Raw genomic sequence first — 17,196 nt, forward strand, 5'->3', positions numbered from 1 at the left:
ATTGTTCTGGCCGCTGCGGGCGTGCGACGGCTGGCATGTCGTTCACCGGGGCACGTCGCCGCGTTCCCGAATCTGACGCTGGAGGCGGAGGATCTCGCCGTGGGCGGCGGCCAACCGTTGTTCGAGCTCTTGGACGCGCTCACGGTGGGCGGCGCGTTCGCGGCGGAGGGCCTCGGTGAGGCTATGGATCACCGTGCCGTCGTCGGTAGCGGGCTCCTGTCGGAGGGGCCGGTGGTCAGCCCGTTGCTGGCCTCGCAGGGTTTCGATGCGTTTGCGCAGGTCTGTGTGGGCGTAGAGGAAGTCCAGGCTGACGCCCGCCGCGCGGGCGACAGCCCGGAAGTTGATTTCCTCTCCTGCTTTGACGAGTCGCCGGATGCCTGCCTCTGCTCGTTGGACGGCCTGCTCGTGCTTGTCCTGAGCTGCCTGCCGCAGGGCGACGATGCGCCGGTTCTCGGCTGGGACAGTGTCAGGAACCGAGGCGGTCGGACGGGTGGTCATGCGGGCTATGTCCCTTTGTTATCAGGTGAGTTGGCGGTGTTCTGGTAGCCGGTGCGACCGAGTACGCCCGCGCCGCGGACGACGGCGGTGCTGGCGTCCGGCTGGGCCTCCAGAGCGATGATCTCCAGCTGCATGCTGCGGATCTCCGCGTTGCGCTGTTCCAGCCAGACGTTGGCCGCGCTCATCGGCTCGCCGTAGCGGTTGGTGTGTCGGGCCTGCCGGGATGCGACCAGCGACTCGGTCTCGGCGAGCTGGCGCTGGATGTCGGGCAGGAAGGTGCGGTCGGTGGCGAAGTGGTCGCAGCCGTGGCAGGCGTTGCCCTTGTCGCAGGAGCGGGTGGGCGGCAGGAGGCAGTAGCCGTTGGGCAGGATCCGGTCGGTGCGGCGGTCGAGCTGGACCAGGTCCAGCATGTCCCGGCGGTCCATTCCGAGCTCCCGGCCGTCCCGGCCGACCTTGGCCAGAGCGAGGAATTCCCGCTCGGCGGTGCTGGCCAGAGTCGCGGCATAACGCATCGTCATTTCGGGAGAAAGGTGGCCAAGGTAGCGCTGGACGACGTGGATGGGGGCTCCAGCGTTGATCAGCGTGGTCGCCTTCGTGTGGCGGAGCCGATGACTTCGTGAGTAGAGGAGGAGTTCGCCGCGTGAGTCGCGCAGGTCCAGGTGGTGGCTGAAGTCCTTCAGGACGCGGTTGTAGTTGCTGGTCTCCCAGGACTTGGTGCCGTGCCGGTTGCCGGTGGTCTTCGGGAACAGGTAGCGGATGGTGTCGGCGCGGTCCAGGTGCCAGTGCTCGCGGACCCATGCCTGCTGTTCCCGGACGATCTCGACGACGTCGCGGCCGACGAGGATGGTGTTCGGTGCCGCGTCGATCTTCGTCTGCTGGTAGCGGAGCCGGGCGACCATCCCGCCCTCGGGGACGGCTGCAGCGTCCAGGCCGGGGATGTCGGAGAGCGGTTCGAAGTCCATCATCAGCACTTCGCTGGCCCGGCGTCCGGTCATGGCCTGGATGAGCCAGGCCCGCATGACCGCAGGATGTCCAAGGCCGGCCAGCTCGACCTGCCGGGCGTCGCGGACGACGGTCCGGGTCTGCTCGGTCGGCAGGCCGAGGAGCTCGATGTGGGTGAGCATGCTGCTGAGGTCGGTGTCGTTGATGTAGTTGCGTTCGTCGGCCTCGCGGACCTCGCGCTGCCGGGGCCGGTCGCCGGAGCGGAACATGCGGGCGTGGCTGTCGGTGAGCGCCAGCCACCGGGCATCGTCCAGGGCTTCGGCGGCCTCGGTGCGGCAGTCGGTCATGACCCGGTAGAACAGGTCGATCGTCTGCAGGTTCTTGTTGATCGTCCTCGGCTGGAGGCTGCCGCCGACCTCGGCCCGGCCTGGTGTCTCGCGCTGCCAGTGGTGCAGGAAGGTGCCGAAGTCCAGTGCGAGTGCGCGCAGGCTCCGCTCGGAGCCGTCCGCCAGGGCGGGGTGGTCGATTCCGCGTTCGGCCGTGAACGCGGCGAAGCGCGCTGTGTTCACGCGGTGCTGCATCACCGTCGACCAGGTCAGTTGTCCGGACTCCATCTGCAGCCGGAGGTAGAACTTGGTCCCCTCCCGCAGCCAGACCGGGGTGATGTCGCCCCAGCGGACGGCGGTGTTGGCGCGCGGCTCGTGCTCGCGCCGCGGGATGCGCGGGTCCAACCGCAGCGACCAGATATCGTGCCGCCACCAGTCGACCTCGCTGGCGTACTGCCGCAGCAGCCGCTCCAGCATGCCGCGCAGAGCGTGCTCGGCCCGGAGCCGATGCCCGGGGGCGGGCATCCGGCCCCGGTCGGCGTGGAATCTCCGAGCCCAGGCGGTCATCCACTCGGCCAGCGACCGGTCAGCGAAGGAGCCGACATGCGGGTGGCGTGCGATGACGTCGACGGCGGTGACCGCCCAGCGGTTCCACTCACTGGCGTGGGCTTGGCGTTCGCCGGTGCGCGCGCAGGTGGCCAGCCACCAGCCCACCTCGCGGCGCATGACCAGCGGCAGGGCGCTGATGTCCAACCGGACCTGCCGCGATCCGCGCATGAACACCCCGGCCAGCCTCGGGTCGCGTCCGTCGAACAGCGGCCCGGCGAACACCGGGTCCAGTCCGTCGACCAGCGCGGCGCTCTGGGCGGACCGGTCCGGGACGGTCGAACCGCCGGCAGGAACTGGCGGGATGCGATGGTCGGTCATGCCGAACTACCTTCCAAGCCACGCCAGTTAGTGGTGAACGACTTCCAGTTCGCCAGGGTCTTCAACTCGGCGTCCTCGGTGACCCAGCCGTAGAGGGTCAGCGTCGTCTGCACGTCGGCGTGGCCCATCCGCCGCATCACCACGTGCTCGTGAGCCCCGGACAGCAGCAGAGCGGTCGCGTGGGTATGGCGCCACCAGTGCGGTGTCCAGGCGGACGGAACTGCCTTCCCCAGCCGACGCTTGAGACCGTCGACCAGGTCGTAGACGGTCTCCGGCCGCAGCGGCGCGAGCCACTCGCCGCGACGCAGGTTGACGAACACCCACCAGTTCTCCAGGTCCACCGCCCGGTGGGCATCGGCGTCGCACAGCTCCCACACGTACTCACTGTGCAGACGCTCCAGGTCGTCGCTGATGTAGATGCGGCGGAATCTGCTGTTCTTCACCCGTACTCCGGCCGGGTGGTCCTGCCGAGGTACGACCTCGACGAACGGCGTCCCGCCCCGGCCGACGTGCCAGTCGCAGTGCTTGAGCGACAGGCACTCGCCCAGCCGCATCCCGGTCTCGCTCAGCGTCGCGAACAGCAGCCGGTCGCGTACCGACCCCGACCACCGTCCGGAGACGGCGCCGAAGCGCGCGCATCCGTCGAGGATCGCCTCGGCTTGGGCCGGCGTGAGCACCGGTGCCGGCCCGCGATCGCGCGCTCGGACGCGCACCGCCGGACTCACATGCTCGCTATTGCGGTCCAGGTGAGCCAGGGCCCCGACGTATCGGCTGCGGGCCCGGCGCCCACCGACCCGGTAGAGCCGTCCGGCGACCGCCACCCCATGCACATCCGCGTGATACCGGTAGAACGACAGCACCGCCGCCACCCGCAGCCCCACCGTCGACTCCGCCACCCCGCCGACCTGGGCGGCACCAGCACCCGGCAAACGGTGCACTCCGACCGGATCACCGGTCCGCAACACCGTCAGGAACGGCAGGAACCACGGCAGCGTCACCTCGTCCCACGCCAGCCCGGCCGCCTCCAGGTAGTCCCACCACGCGCTCAGAGACGTGGCATAGGAACGGAGGGTGTGAGGCGATGCATCTCGCCCGACGCGCAGGAACTCCAAGAACTCCTCGACAGGCACGACCGGCAGGTAGTCGGGACCGACCACCGTCCACGTCCGCCCATCACCCAACTCGATTCTCTGCACTGGCACAGCGCCATGCTGCCGACGTCACCGACGCTGTCGGGCCACCCCGGATAGCGCAACGCCAACGACCACCAAGACGAGTGAACCCCACGCTGACTGACGTTCCAGACGGGTACAAATGAACCCCGGATAACTGCGGACCTTCGACTTCGACGCCAACCCCAACATCGACCCCGCCGTGGTCAACACCCTCGCCAGCTGCGAGTGGATCAAGAAGAGCCAGCCGCTCTGCCTGATCGGCGACTCCGGCACCGGCAAGTCCCACATGCTCATCGCCCTGGGCACCGAGGCCGCCATGCAGGGCTACCGCGTCCGCTACACCCTCGCCACGAAACTGGTGAACGAGCTGGTGGAGGCCGCCGACGAGAAGCAGCTGAACAAGACGATCGCCCGCTACGGCCGAGTCGACCTGCTCTGCATCGACGAGCTCGGCTACATGGAACTCGACCGCCACGGCGCCGAACTGCTCTTCCAGGTCCTCACCGAGCGCGAGGAGAAGAACAGCGTCGCCATCGCGTCCAACGAGTCGTTCGGCGGCTGGACCAAGACCTTCACCGACCCCCGCCTCTGCGCGGCCATCGTCGACCGCCTCACCTTCAACGGCACCATCATCGAGACCGGCACCGACTCCTACCGCCTCGCCAGCACCCGGGCACGGACCGAAACGCCCGCCAAGATCGACTGAATGCGTGAGTCTGCCCCGCCCGCGGCGGGGCAGACTCACGGGCAGGGACGCCCGCACCGGTCCGTGAGATCCTCTCCACCATGTTCGAGAGCCAGCGCAGCCAGCGGTCTATCGCAAGCATCGAGGCCCACGTTCGCGGCTTCTTCACCGGCCACACGATCACGGTCGACGACTACGACCTGGGCCCCGGGCGGAGGGAAGCAGTTCCGGATCTGAGGATCCTCACCGTCAGCCCAGGACCCCGCGCCGACAGCTGGGCCTACATCACCGCCGGCTGCTGGTCCGCGGCTGAGGCGGGCGGTCACGGCCTCGAATTCCTCCTCACCGCGCCGGTCCGCGATGAGCGGTTCGCTGACCTTCTGGCCATGACCGGCTACTACCACGCCGATCACCACCTCGATCTTGAGCACAGCCTGCCCATCGGGGAGCCGTGGCTACCCGGCTCCCACTGTGATCACCTGCTGATCAGCCTCCCCTACCTGCATGGTCCCGGCCTGGAGCACTGCCCGCTTCCCGACGGCCATGCCCGCATCCTCTGGGTTCTACCGGTCACCGCAGCTGAGATGGCATACCGCCGCGAGCACGGCCACGAAGCCCTTGAACAGCTCTTCGACGAGCAGGCCATCGTCCCGACCGACCCGAGGCGGCCGTCTGTCGCCTGATCCCCCAAGCACAGCGTCGGCATGAGAGCCCGCTGGGGATGCCTCAACTGCCGTCAAATCTCGTGAACATGTTGAGGCACGGTGATCACCAACCGCTGCCCAAACTCGTCGATAAACGCTGCCCGTTCACATGAGCAAAGCCATCCGGCTGACCCCCGCGCGTGCGGGGAGGACCCCGCCACGAAGTCGCTGTAGCGGGCGCCGATCTGGCTGACCCCCGCGCGTGCGGGGAAAGACGACCGCGGCCTCATCCCGCCGTCCGGCCAGGGCGGCTGACCCCCGCGCGTGCGGGGAGGACTGCGCGCGGCCGGGGCGGGTGACAGCCCTGGTCGGCTGACCCCCGCGCGTACGGGGAGGACAGCGGGCGGAACGCGAGGCGGAGATCGAGCGGCGGCTGACCCCCGCGCGTGCGGGGAGGACCCCGCCGCCGAGCCCGCGCCGGCCCCGACGATCGCCGACTTCGGCTGACCCCCGCGCGTGCGGGGAGGACCTGGAGCGGTTGGCCGACGTCCACCCGGCCGGCGGCTGACCCCCGCGCGTGCGGGGAGGACCGCGTGATGCCGCCGTTGGCTCGCTCTTCGGGCGGCTGACCCCCGCGCGTGCGGGGGGGACTGCGCGGCCGCAGCGGCATCCAGGATCGCGGACGGCTGACCCCCGCGCGTGCGGGGAGGACCTGGCCCGTAGTTGCAGTAGTTCCGTTCTCTCCGGCTGACCCCCGCGCGTGCGGGGAGGACCGGGCGCCTCGTGCTTGGGCATCGGCGAGCTGCGGCTGACCCCCGCGCGTGCGGGGAGGACCCTTCGCGGCCTGCACCGTTCTGACGGCTTTGCAATTTTTTTGACCGGACCGTCAAGGAGCACGAGACGGGCCAGCCTGTTGAGATGTCAAGGAGCAACACCCATGTTTGCAGACGGCCAGGAGGATGGAGGCGCTTCCACCTCGTCCGCCTCGCCGGGACACCGGCTGACCCCGTTGGCGCGAGGAAGGTGTCGACCGGGAGATTCTCGGTCGGTGGGACCTCGGCTGACCCCCGCGCGTGCGGGAGGACAGGCGTACGTACTCCCACTGCTCGGCCCGCTGCGGCTGACCTTCGCGCGTGTGGGGAGGACGGCCTCCGCTGTCATGATCTTGGACGCGATTACGGCTGACCTCCGTCCCGGGTCCACCGTGCCTGCGGGGAAGACCATGCGGATCGACCCTGGGCGACGAACCGGGCGAACTTGGTGTGAGCGCGCGGCACCGCGCCGACTGCACCAGGTCGTCCGAGGCCGGCCACCCTCCACGAGCTGCGCACCGCGCTGTCCCGGTACGGCCTGCTCGGCGACCGGGAACAGTTCGAGCAGGCCCTGGCCGACGCCCTCGACTCCTCCCCGATCGGCGGCTTCGCCGCCGTCGCCGAGGTCGCCGCCACCTACCGCCACCGCCTGACCCTGCGCACCAACCCCGACGCTCTGGACCCCCTCGCCGCACCGATCGGCGGCCAACAGTGGACCCCCGGCCGCCGACGCCTTCGCCCGGCTCCGCGCCGCCGGCGGCGACCGGTGACCGGTGACCGGTGACCGACCAACCCGAACAGCCAGCCCCGCAGCACGTCTTCCTCTCCGACGCCGTCGAGCAGACCCTCGCTGCGCTGCGCCCCGGTGAGCTGGACGCGGTCGAGGAACTCGTCGAGCGCCTGGCGGTCCACCCCAGGCTCGGCATCCCGGTGCCCGGCGGCACCAACCCCGAGGTCGACGACTACACCGCCCGCACCGACCCGGCCTCCGACACCAGCGACCGCATCAGCGTCGTCTACCGCCTGCACGAGGGCATGTCCGCGATCTTCGTGACCTGGGTGATCGCCGGACCCTGACCCCATCGCAGCAGCGCCCCGGAGATGGCCTGGCCCCCCCGACACCTCCTACCAGGGCAGCGGCGAGCCGATGCTACCTCGACGTCGCCGGCGGTCACCTCCGCGTGGGCGGAGCGGACGAGCGCGTACGGGTACGCTGCATCACGTCGACCGATTCACCTCCGCGCAGGCGGAGCGCACAGCGACCGCCTTGAACGGGTCGAGCAGGTGCTCGGGCCACCTCCGCACTGGCGGAGCGAACCCCCGGCCGGTCGACCCGGACGCCCGGCACGCCGCGTCACCTCCGCACGGGCGGAGCGCACCCCATCTGCCGGGGAGGTCCTTGGCACCTCTGCTCGGGCAGAGCGGGCTGGCACGCCCTCGACCACAGCGAGCAGAACATCGGGTCACCTCCGCGCGGGCGGAGCGGACACCAGGCCGACGCCGGTGATCGTGGATGTTCACGAGAGATAGCAGCACCATCGGTGCGTCACTGTCTGCCGCGCGGCTGGGCGAGTTCGGCTCCGACCTTGGCCAGCATCTGGCCGAGGAGGTGGAGGGCCCGTGCCCGGGTCGGCACTTCTCTCGCTGTTCCCGTCCAGTGGGCGTCGGTGAGGTTCTCGGTCGCGGTGAGGATCCGGTCTTCGTCCCGGGAGGCCAGCACGAGGACGAACCGCACGTAGTCGCCGATGTCGGTGCCCTGCCGGTGCTGGTCGGTGAAGCCCTGCAGGCGCGGGGCCAGGGCGGGCAGGGTGCGGTCGGTCGGGAAGACGACCGCGAGGCCGGCCAGGGCCAGCCGGACCGCGGGGCATTCGGCCGACCAGCGGTTCAGCAGGTCCGGGGTGCGGGCCTGGACCGCGTTGCGGGCCCGGGCCTCGCTGTCGGGATCGGCGTGCCGTGGGTTGTCCGGCCAGGTCTCGACGAGGTGGCGCTCGGCGACAGTGGCAGCCCTGAACAGCAGATGGACGGCTTGGAACCGGTGTCGGGCGGGAATCCGGTCGTCGGCGGCCAGGACCGCGAGCAGGACGAGGCCGTCGGCGGTCGCCGGTTGGCAAGTGTCCTGGTGGAGGATCTCGTTGTAGAAGTCGCCGAGGAAGCTCCGGTCGTCCCAGAAGGGGTCCTCGGCGTCGAACAGCATCGCTGCCTGGGGCAGCCTTCGGCCCGGCAGACGGTCGGCGATGACGTCCCGGAAGAGCTGCCGGATCGGCGGACCGGAAGCGATCGTGTCGGTCCGGGGCAGCTCCGGTTCGGCATGCGTATCCATGGCCAGCGCAGCCTACTGGAGCGTCTCGGGCCGACGACCCGACGTCTGGGCGGGAGTCGGCAGGTCGTCGGCCCGGTGCCTGTGGCGGTCAGCTGACCTGGCAAGTACACCGGTGACGTCGAAACTCGTGAACACCGCCGATCCGTGGTTCGGGCTGACTCCCAAACTCGTGAACAACTGACGTCACAACTCACGATCAAGGCCAATCTGAACCGACTGACCGGGTCGGAGTGTTGTGACCGCATAGACACCTCACGGCGTCAAGTCGTCAAGTTGGTGGCGGGGTGGAACATGGGGCGGTCGAACAAGGCGGATCTTCGTAGGCCAGAATTGCGGCATGGCGATGGCGCGGCATTGGTACTCCTCGGCTCCCGTTGTGGACGGCCTCCCCTTTCTGGATGAGGCCGGGTTCTGGGCCGCGCACCTGGTTGACCTGTGCGACGAGTCGCTGGAGGCCTTCGGCGCGGACGCCGGTGATGCCGGTGCCATGCTGGAGCGCCTGCACGACAAGTCGGCCTGGCCGATGTTCACGGTCCCGCTGAAAGGTGGGTTCTCGATCGTCGTGCACTACAACAGCGGCGAGGAGTACACGAGCACGGACTACTTCCTGGTCCACCAGGGCAGCCCCGATGCGGTCCTGGCCAGCACGGACCAGGACCGCACGGGTCAGTCAGGTTGTCGGCCAACTCAACCAGCCCACGTCCGCGGCCGTCGTCAGCTCAGGCGGTGACCTGAGAAGCCGTTGTCTTTCCGAGAGTGACGGGTGCGTTTCCGCTGGTCAGGCATAGTGGCGGTGTTTCGGTGGCAGGGACGGGGTGTCGTGTCGTCTCTTCGGTGGAGGTGCCGGGATGCCGTCGGTGATGGGGTTGCTGGAGGAGCGTGAACGCGCTGCCCGGCGGCGGGTGGAGGCCCTTCAGGCCGAGCTGCGGGAGGCCGAGGCCGTGTGGGAGCGGTTCGTGATCGCCCGTGAGACGGTGGCCGAGGTCCTGGCGGAACCTCTCGCAGGCGGGGAGGTGCCCCCGGTCGTGGCGGCCGGCAAGCGGCAGGCGCGGGCCGTGGCGGCGGTGCCCGGTTCGGTGGTGCCGCACTGGCGGGAAGGGCTCGCCTCGACGGTGCTGGCGCCGGACTACCGGCGGATCATGGACATCCTGGCCGGTGGCGGCGGGTCGGGCGGGGAGACGATGGACTGTCGGCAACTCGCCGTAGCACTCGGCCTGGAGCCGGTTCCGGCGAAGGTGGAGGGAGTGCGGTCGAAGGCGAAACGCCTGGCCGCGCGGGGCTGGCTGGTCGAGACGAGCCCGGGACTGTTCAGCGTGCCCGCCGGGCGAGGCGGCGGCTCATGACCATGCTCATCGACCAGCGGATTACCGCCTCCGAGCTGTCGGTGCGCGTCTCGTAGTCGCGGGCCAGGCGGCGTGAGCGCATCAGCCACGCGAACGACCGCTCGACCAGCCACCTCTTGGGCAGCACAGTGAACCCGGTGACGTCGTCGTTGCGTTTGACCACGCTCAGCATGATCCGCAGGACGTCGCGGGTGAAGTCGACCAGGCGTCCGGTGTAGCCGCCGTCGGCCCACACCAGCGTGATGCGCCAGTGTCGCTGACGCAGCCGGGCCAGCAGGGCCTGCCCCGCGTCCCGGTCGGTGACAGAGGCCGCGGTGACCAGCACCGCCAGCAGCAGCCCGAGGGTGTCGACCACGATGTGGCGCTTGCGGCCGTTGACCTTCTTCCCGCCGTCGAATCCCCGCGTGGCGGCCGGCACGGACGCGGCGCCCTTCACCGACTGGGCGTCGATGATGCCCGCGGTCGGCTCCGGATCCCGGCCTGCCGCCTCGCGGACCCGGTCCCGCAGCCGGTCGTGGAACTCGCCGACCAGACCCTTGTCCCGCCAGCGCCGGAAGAACGCGTAGACGCGGTCCCAGGCGGGAAAGTCCGCGGGCATCGCCCGCCAGGTGATGCCGCCCGCGACCAGGTAGCGCACCGCGTCGACCATCTGCCGGTGGCAGTAGCCCTCCGGCTGCCCGCCCCTGCCCTCCAACCACCGCGGAACGGGCATCGCGTCACGCACCACCGCCCACTCCGCGTCGCTCATGTCGGACGGATATCTCGGCCGCCTGTACGGCCGGTTGCCGGCGTTCCCGAACCGGTGAGCGAGGCAATCACACTCACGAGCCGCCGAGTTGGAGCCGACCGGCGCAAGGGCGTACAACTGCGACAACAGGGCCTCCTGGCGCGCTCAAGGTCTCGACAACCCCGAGCTGCACCAGAGGCCCTGTCTTCATGCTCGGCACGCGGCAAGATCACCCGACCGAGCTGTTCCAGTCGAACCTACGTCCACCAAGATCGGGTCTGTCCATTGAACGGTGTAACTCGGTTGGGTTGAGTTAGCGGCGGTCGGCGGAGAGTCGGCCGTCGAAGGCGATTTCGAAGGCGTTGAGCGCGGCCTTCCAACGGGTCGTCCAGCGTTTGCGTCCGGCTCCGGTCGGGTCGAGGGACACGATCGCCATGTAGACGCACTTCAGGGCCGCCTGCTCGTTCGGGAAGTGCCCGCGCGAGCGGACGGCCTTGCGGATTCGCGCGTTCACGGACTCGATCGCGTTCGTGGTGCAGATGACCCGCCGGACCTCGGCGTCGAAGCTCAGGAACGGCACGAACTCGGCCCAGGCGTTCTCCCAGAGCCGCACGATCGCCGGATACTTCCGGCCCCAGGCCTCGGTGAACTCCACGAACCGCTCCAGTGCGGCGTCCTCCGTCGGCGCGGTGTAGACGGGCTTGAGCGCCTTGGAGACCTTGTCCCAGTCCTGCCGGGCCGCGTAGCGGAACGAGGCCCGGATCAGGTGGACGATGCAGGTCTGGGTGACGGCCTGCGGCCAGACCGCGGCGATGGCATCCGGAAGGCCCTTGAGCCCGTCGCAGACGACCATGCAGACATCCGCGACGCCGCGGTTCTTGATCTCGGTCAGCACGTGCAGCCAGTACTTGGCGCCTTCCCCGCCGTCGCCGGCCCACAGTCCGAGGATCTCCCGGGTGCCCTCGACGGTGACCGCGAGCGCCACGTAGATCGGCCGGTTGGCGACCTGGCCGTCGCGGAGCTTCACGTGCACGCAGTCGATGAACACCACCGGATAGACCGGGTCGAGCGGCCGGTTCTGCCACTCGAACATGCCCTCGATCACCTGGTCGGTGATGGTGGAGATGGTCTGCTTGGACACCTCCGCGCCGTAGACGTCGGCCAGGTGCGCGGAGATCTCACCGTGCGTCAGACCACGCGCGGACAGCGACAGCACCATCTCATCGACCCCGGAAAGGCGCCGCTGGCGCTTGCGGACCAGCTGCGGCTCGAAAGAGCCCTCGCGGTCGCGGGGGACGTCGATCTGAACCGGACCGACCTCGGTCAGTACGGTCTTCGAGCGGATGCCGTTGCGGGAGTTGCCGCTGCCGGACCCGGCCGGGTCGTGCTTCTCGTAGCCGAGGTGGTCCGTCATCTCGCCCTCGAGGGCGGACTCCAGGAGCTTCTTCGTGAGCTGCTGGAGCAGACCTCCGGTGCCGGTGAGCTGCAGCCCGCTCGCGCGGGCCCGGTCGACGAGCTGCCCGATCAACTGGTCGTCCAGGGCGTCCGACTGCAACTCCACCGGCCGCACGGCCTCCACGGCCTCGGCCGAGACGGTCACGTCTGTCATCAGGTGCTACTTCCTTGATCGGGAGTTACACCGTTCTTTTGGCTCTGTCCCGTAATCGGTGGTGACGAAGTGTGACGAGGGTCGTTGGGATGATGTGTGCGATGTCAACGATCTTGTGAGCGTGGTGTTTTCCGGGCTGTCGGCCCTCGTCATCAAGGGGGTGACGGACGAGGGCGAGGTCATCCGGGTGTCGGCGCGGACGCGGGATGATCCGGTGCCGTGCCCGGTGTGCGGGCGGCCGACGGGGCGGGTGCACGGCTTCCATGGCCGGGTGGTCGCGGATGTCCCGGTGGACGGGCGGCGGGTCGTGGCGTCGGTACGGCTCCGGCGCATGGTGTGCCCTGTGCTCGGCTGCCCGCGGCAGACGTTCCGCGAGCAGGTTCCCGGCGTGGTGGAGCGCTACCAACGCCGCACCCGACGCCTGGCCGACCAGCTCGGTGCGGTGGTCAAGGAGTTAGCGGGCCGGGCGGGCGCCCGCCTCTCCCGCGCGCTGACCTGCGCGATCTCCCGTTCGAGTGCCCTGCGCCTGCTCATGCGCCAGGCACTACCGCCGCTGCGGGTGCCGCGCGTGGTCGGCATCGACGACTTCGCCCTCAAGCGCCGGCACCGCTACGCCACCGTGATCATCGACGCCGAGACCGGCGAGCGGATCGACGTCCTTCCCGGCCGCACCGCCCCGGCTTTGGCGGCATGGCTGCGCGAGCACCCCGGGGTCGAGTACGTCTGCCGGGACGGCTCCGGCTCCTACGGCGAGGCCATCCGGCAGGCCCTGCCCGGAGCGGTGCAGGTCAGCGACAGGTGGCACCTCTGGTCCAACCTGTGCAACAGGGTCCTGGCCGAGGTCCGCTCCCACGCCGCCTGCTGGGCCACCGCGGTGAACCCGGTCCGGCCCGGGGGGGTGCGCGAGCAGACCACCCGCGAACGCTGGAAGCGAGTGCACGACCTGCTCGACCAGGGCGTCGGCCTGCTCGAATGCGCCCGCCGCCTCGACGTCGCACTGAACACCGTCAAGCGGTACTCCCGCATAAAGGAGCCCACCGGCGACCGCCGCGCGCCCCGCTACAAGCCCACGCTCGTCGACCCTTACCGCGATCACCTGCGCCGGCGCCGGGCGGAGGAACCGGCCGTTCCTTTCCTCCAACTCTTCAGGGAAATCAAGGAGTTGGGCTACACCGGGAGTCTCAACCTGTTCCACCGCTACATCACCCAGGGCCGCGCGGAGGGCGACAAGCCAATCACCACCCCGAAACACTTCGCCCGCCTCCTGCTCTCCAACCCCGAGAACCTGCGGGACAAGGACACCGCACTCCTGCGGGAACTCACCCGAACCTGCCCCGAGATGGCCGAACTCGCTCCCCTCACTGCGGAGTTCGCCAGGCTACTGACCCCGGCCGAGGGCAACGATGCCAAGCTCACCGACTGGATCACGACGGTCCGCGCCGCCGACCTCCCCCAGCTGCACTCCTTCGCGAACGGCCTCGAACTCGACCGCGCCGCCGTCGACGCCGGACTCACCCTCCCCTACAGCAACGGCCGCACCGAAGGCGTCAACACACGCACCAAACGGATCATGAGACAGATGCACGGCAGAGCCGGATTCCCCCTGCTCCGCCACCGCATCCTCCTCCAGTGACCAGTACACAGCGCTACCACCGATTACGGGACAGAGCCGTTCTTTTTACAGACCCCCTGACAGTTGACAGCGTGGGCCGCAGCCACGGCCCAGCCCACGGTGCCGCCCTGGTCGAGGGGCGGGGCTGCAGGGCGCCGTAGGGTCGAGGGCGAGCGGTAGCAGCGCGGTGTCGAGGGAGGAGATGCGCAGCCTGACAGGTTCGGCTCTGAGCATTCCCGGCGCGGTGACAGCAGCCCCGGCGGCCGATGGGGGTGGTGGTCATCGGTGGTGCCGGAGATGGCGAGCGTGGTGGCGGTGTCGGCGAGCGCGGCGGCCGCCATGATAGCGGTAAGCCCGAGGGGTGGCTCACGCCCGGTGGTCGGTGCGTTCCAGGAGGGCGTGGACGGCGGGTTGTGCGGCGTTCGGGCGCAGACGGGCGCGCATGGCGGTGACGGCCCGGTCGACGCGGGCGCTGGAGAGGTGAGGGCTGAGGTCGAGGACGTCGTGCCAAGTGGCGGTGGCCTCGGTGAGGTGTCCGGTGCGTTCCAGCAGGACGGCGAGGTCGGTGAGGACGATGGCATACGAACGGACCTCCTCGGGCGGCCGGTGGGGAAGCGAGTGCTGAAGAGCGGTGACCGCGCCGGCCAGGTCGCCGAGCAGTTCGCGGACGGCGGCTTCCTGCCGCAGGAGCGCGGCCTGGTGGAAGACGCCGACCGCGGCGTCGGCAGGACCGGTGGCCCGGTCCAGGAAGCGTTCGGCCGAGGTGAGCGCCCGCAGGGCTTGGTGGCGGGCGCCGTTCCGGGCCAGCGCGACGGCCAACTGGCCTAATAGGAAAGACCGTTGACCGGCTGGGGCGGCGCAGCGGGTGGCGGCCCAGGCCAGGTCGAGGGCGCCCGGGCCGTCGCCGAGCGCGAGGGCCCTGACGGACATGCCGCGCAGCACCACGGCGCGGTCGGTGGGCACCCCGCCGAGGGTGGCCAGGCGCAGCGCGGTCGCGTAGTACCGCCGGGCCTGCTCGTGGCGGTGGTCGTCGATGTGCATGAAGCCGCACAGGTAAGCGAGTTGTCCGGCGACCTGGTACATCCGCAGCCGCACGGCAGTCGGGCCGGGCCGTCGGAGACGGGGCAGGACTTCGCGAGCCAGGTACGCGGCCAGCTGGCGGCGGTCCCGGCCGCCGCCGTGGGCGAGGTCGGAGCGGTGGAAGGCGAGGAGGGCCGCCTCGGCCCGTTCCACGTCGGCGGTGCCGAGCGGACCGGTGGAGAGCAGGGGGACGGCGAGGGGCGGGGCGTCGACTGGGCGCCCGGGGCGGTGGGACCCCGGCGTGCGACGGTTCTCTGCGGTCATGCGATTACACCAGCCAAGGAGAAACGTTTCATCAACTGCCTTCCCTTCCGAGGGCTTTCGCTTGCGGCGCACTGTATGCCAGGTCCTCGGACTGGTGTATCGGATCGATGGAGGGGTAGTGGGTCACTTCCGGGGGTACGGAGTCGTGGAGGGCGCGGCGGGGTACACCTCGTGCGCCGTCTGTTCTCCGGCGAGTGGTCCGGGCGCCCTGGGTGGTGGAGGGCTGCGTCGTTGTACGGGGGTGCCCTTCCCAGCGTCGGTCCTGTTTCACCATTGCGATTGGTGGCGGGCCTCATCCTTGGCGCACTGAGCAGAAAGCTTCGGGCCGGGAGTCCCGCCTACTACACCCCGGACGACGACTTGCCCGCCCGCCTCGTCGGCTGCCTGACCTGCCCACCTGCCTGCCCCGCACACTCGCCCCTGGTCGCGGCCGGTTTCCGCTACTTCATCGAGGCAGGTCCGGGCAGCGTCCTGGCCTGCAGCACTGCCGCATGCCTCCACGGCACCGGTTCGGAGATCGGCACCGTCCTGGCCGCCCTGTTCGCCACGAACACCCGGCGGCCCGCTGACACAGCGGGTCTGTCAGGGCTGGTGCTGCAGGGGGACGCGTGGGCCGGCCAGGCGGTGCAGCAGGCCCCGTACCCGGGCGTCGTCGGCGTACGGGCGCAGCTGTCCGCGCACGGCGGTCAGCGCGCGGTCCACTCGTCGGCTGTGCAGGGGCGGGTACTCGTCGAGCAGGCGGTGCCAGCTGTCGACCGCCTCGGTGAGGTGTCCGGCCTGAAGGTGCAGGCGGCCCAGGTCGGCCAGCACGACGGCGCGCGAGCGGTGCTCCTCCTGCGGGCGGAAGCGCAGCGATCTCCCCAGGGCCGTCAGCGCGCCGGCTGGGTCGCCGAGTGCCTCCAGCACCGTGGCGCGCTGCCGCAGCAGCGCACCGCGGTGGTAGCGTCCGACCACTTCGTCCGCTGCGTTGTTGCGCCCGTCCAACAGGTCGTCGGCCGCGTCGAGGGATCTCAAGGCCTCGGTCCTGGCGTGCCGATGGGCCTGCGCGACGGCGAGCTGCCCGTGGACGAAGGCCTGCCGCAGCGGGTCGTGTCGCAGGGTTTCCAGGGCCCGTTCGGCGAGCGTGGTGGCCTCGGCGCTGTGCCCGAGCGCGTCCGCCTGCACCGACAGGCCGCGCAGCGCGATCGCGTAGTCGAGCGGTGAGTTGTTCTCCGCGGCCAGTCCCAGCGCCACCAGGTAGTAGCGCTGGGCGAGGACCTGGAGGTTGTCGTCGAAGTGCATGAACGCGCACAGGTAGGCGAGTCGGCAGGCGGCGGTGAGCAGGCGGCGGCGCAGCGCGGGCGGGGCCGGGCGGCGCAGCTTGGGTCCGAGGTCGGCGGACAGGTAGCCGGCCAGGGCGGTGCGGCTGTGGCCGCCGCCGAAGGTGATGTCGCAGGAGTGGAAGAGCTGGGCCAGCGTCTCGACCGCCTCGACCTCGTGCCGCTCGACGGGCCGGTGCGACGGGGGAGTGGCGGGGGGCGCAGGCCGTGGGCCGGGGACGTGGGCAGCGTCCGTACCGTCGGCGGGTGCCAGGCTCGGGAGGTCGAGCAGCGCGACGGAGTAGGCGGCCGGTTCCTCCGTCTGCCGACTCGCCCGCCGACTCGACTGGGCGAGTTGGCGCAGGGTCAGTTCGACCGGGCGGGCCGGGGCGGCAGGCAGGGCGGGCACGGCGGGCGCGGTGCGGTCCAGGCCCGCCTCCGCCAAGGTGACGACCCGGCCCAGGCGGCGGGAGAGCGCCTCAGTGATCAGCTGCGGGGTAGTTCCGCGGGGGCGGGTTCCGGAGAGCCAGTGGGCGACGGTCGAGCGGTCGAAACCGAGGGGCCTACCGCTCTCCCAGCCGGCCCGGTTGACTTCGGTGGCCAGGTCGGCCGCGCTCCAACGGGCCTCGGCCAGCAGGGCCCGTAGCGAATCGTTCGGGCGGCGCGGCGATGTCATGCACACCCCTTACGTCCGGGTACGCGTGCGGGACTCCGGTCGGGTTCCAGTCCGCATGGTGACACGTCCCGCTGCCGCACCACCAGAAAGGCGGTGGCCCGCGGTGGAGGCTGCCGCGGGCCACCGCGGTGACCAGGGAGGACGGCCGGAGGGCGGTTTCAGCGGACCGTGATTTTCAACGCCACGGGCCGCACCAGGCGGCGCACCCTCCCTCCGCCTTCGCCTTCGCCTGCGTGCCGGTGCCCGAAGGGCGCGCGA

Annotated in this window: 13 protein-coding genes, 1 pseudogene and 1 CRISPR repeat array; of the genes and pseudogenes, 6 read left to right on the forward strand and 8 right to left on the reverse strand. The window is 70.4% G+C overall.

What is annotated here, in order from left to right; all coding sequences use genetic code 11:
• Positions 1 to 42 precede the first annotated feature (42 nt).
• Genes ACFY0X_RS33280 through ACFY0X_RS33290 form a run of 3 tightly spaced genes read right to left on the reverse strand, consistent with a single transcriptional unit; the run spans position 43 to position 3,895 of the window.
• Positions 43 to 498, reverse strand: coding sequence for a DUF6262 family protein (locus ACFY0X_RS33280; protein ID WP_387760202.1), 456 nt, complete (start codon positions 496 to 498; stop codon positions 43 to 45).
• A gap of 5 nt (positions 499 to 503) precedes the next feature.
• Positions 504 to 2,693 (reverse strand): tyrosine-type recombinase/integrase, encoded by a 2,190-nt coding sequence (locus ACFY0X_RS33285; RefSeq protein WP_387760203.1) that lies wholly within the window; start codon positions 2,691 to 2,693, stop codon positions 504 to 506.
• The gene (locus ACFY0X_RS33290; RefSeq protein WP_387760204.1) at positions 2,690 to 3,895 is read right to left on the reverse strand and encodes a tyrosine-type recombinase/integrase; all 1,206 of its coding nucleotides are present in this window, start codon (positions 3,893 to 3,895) and stop codon (positions 2,690 to 2,692) included. The genes ACFY0X_RS33285 and ACFY0X_RS33290 overlap by 4 nt, the downstream gene beginning before the upstream one ends.
• 127 nt (positions 3,896 to 4,022) lie before the next feature.
• Between ACFY0X_RS33290 and istB the strand changes: the two are divergent.
• From istB to ACFY0X_RS33305, 3 genes and pseudogenes are all read left to right on the forward strand, one after another.
• Positions 4,023 to 4,574 (forward strand): annotated as a pseudogene (istB, locus tag ACFY0X_RS33295) (IS21-like element helper ATPase IstB); the annotation flags it as partial.
• Positions 4,575 to 4,654: 80 nt separating this feature from the next.
• Entirely contained in the window at positions 4,655 to 5,236 is a 582-nt protein-coding gene (locus ACFY0X_RS33300; protein ID WP_387760206.1) for a suppressor of fused domain protein, read from the forward strand.
• 145 nt (positions 5,237 to 5,381) lie between these two features.
• Positions 5,382 to 6,031: a CRISPR direct-repeat array (repeat unit 29 nt; unit sequence CGGCTGACCCCCGCGCGTGCGGGGAGGAC).
• 758 nt (positions 6,032 to 6,789) lie between these two features.
• Positions 6,790 to 7,086: a hypothetical protein gene (locus ACFY0X_RS33305; RefSeq protein WP_387760208.1), complete on the forward strand. Its 297-nt coding sequence runs from the start codon at positions 6,790 to 6,792 to the stop codon at positions 7,084 to 7,086.
• 469 nt (positions 7,087 to 7,555) lie between these two features.
• On the opposite strand, the gene ACFY0X_RS33310 is transcribed toward ACFY0X_RS33305, so the two are convergent.
• The gene (locus ACFY0X_RS33310) at positions 7,556 to 8,329 is read right to left on the reverse strand and encodes a hypothetical protein (protein ID WP_387760209.1); all 774 of its coding nucleotides are present in this window, start codon (positions 8,327 to 8,329) and stop codon (positions 7,556 to 7,558) included.
• Between the two features lie 337 nt (positions 8,330 to 8,666).
• Between ACFY0X_RS33310 and ACFY0X_RS33315 the strand changes: the two genes are divergently transcribed.
• Positions 8,667 to 9,059: a hypothetical protein gene (locus ACFY0X_RS33315; protein WP_387760211.1), complete on the forward strand. Its 393-nt coding sequence runs from the start codon at positions 8,667 to 8,669 to the stop codon at positions 9,057 to 9,059.
• A gap of 118 nt (positions 9,060 to 9,177) precedes the next feature.
• Positions 9,178 to 9,672 carry a hypothetical protein gene (locus ACFY0X_RS33320; protein ID WP_285739352.1) on the forward strand — a complete coding sequence of 165 codons (495 nt, stop codon included), beginning with the start codon at positions 9,178 to 9,180 and terminating at the stop codon, positions 9,670 to 9,672.
• Here ACFY0X_RS33320 and ACFY0X_RS33325 read toward each other — a convergent pair.
• Positions 9,638 to 10,420, reverse strand: a complete 783-nt coding sequence (locus ACFY0X_RS33325) for an IS5 family transposase (protein WP_285739353.1) — start codon at positions 10,418 to 10,420, stop codon at positions 9,638 to 9,640. The two genes, ACFY0X_RS33320 and ACFY0X_RS33325, sit on opposite strands and share 35 nt — an antisense overlap.
• 292 nt (positions 10,421 to 10,712) lie before the next feature.
• Positions 10,713 to 11,999, reverse strand: coding sequence for an IS256 family transposase (locus tag ACFY0X_RS33330; RefSeq protein ID WP_387760230.1), 1,287 nt, complete (start codon positions 11,997 to 11,999; stop codon positions 10,713 to 10,715).
• A gap of 133 nt (positions 12,000 to 12,132) precedes the next feature.
• On the opposite strand from ACFY0X_RS33330, the gene ACFY0X_RS33335 reads away from it, so the two are divergent.
• On the forward strand, positions 12,133 to 13,641 hold the full coding sequence (locus ACFY0X_RS33335) for an ISL3 family transposase (protein ID WP_387760231.1): 1,509 nt from the start codon (positions 12,133 to 12,135) through the stop codon (positions 13,639 to 13,641).
• A gap of 345 nt (positions 13,642 to 13,986) precedes the next feature.
• Here the strand turns inward: ACFY0X_RS33335 and ACFY0X_RS33340 are convergent, their stop codons facing one another.
• Positions 13,987 to 14,964, reverse strand: coding sequence for a hypothetical protein (locus tag ACFY0X_RS33340; RefSeq protein WP_285739355.1), 978 nt, complete (start codon positions 14,962 to 14,964; stop codon positions 13,987 to 13,989).
• A gap of 582 nt (positions 14,965 to 15,546) precedes the next feature.
• The gene (locus ACFY0X_RS33345; RefSeq protein ID WP_285739356.1) at positions 15,547 to 16,938 is read right to left on the reverse strand and encodes a tetratricopeptide repeat protein; all 1,392 of its coding nucleotides are present in this window, start codon (positions 16,936 to 16,938) and stop codon (positions 15,547 to 15,549) included.
• Between the last annotated feature and the right edge of the window lie 258 nt (positions 16,939 to 17,196).

Origin of the sequence: Kitasatospora sp. NPDC001547 (assembly GCF_042894165.1) — a bacterium.
In the GTDB taxonomy this organism is placed as follows: Bacteria; Actinomycetota; Actinomycetes; order Streptomycetales; family Streptomycetaceae; genus Kitasatospora.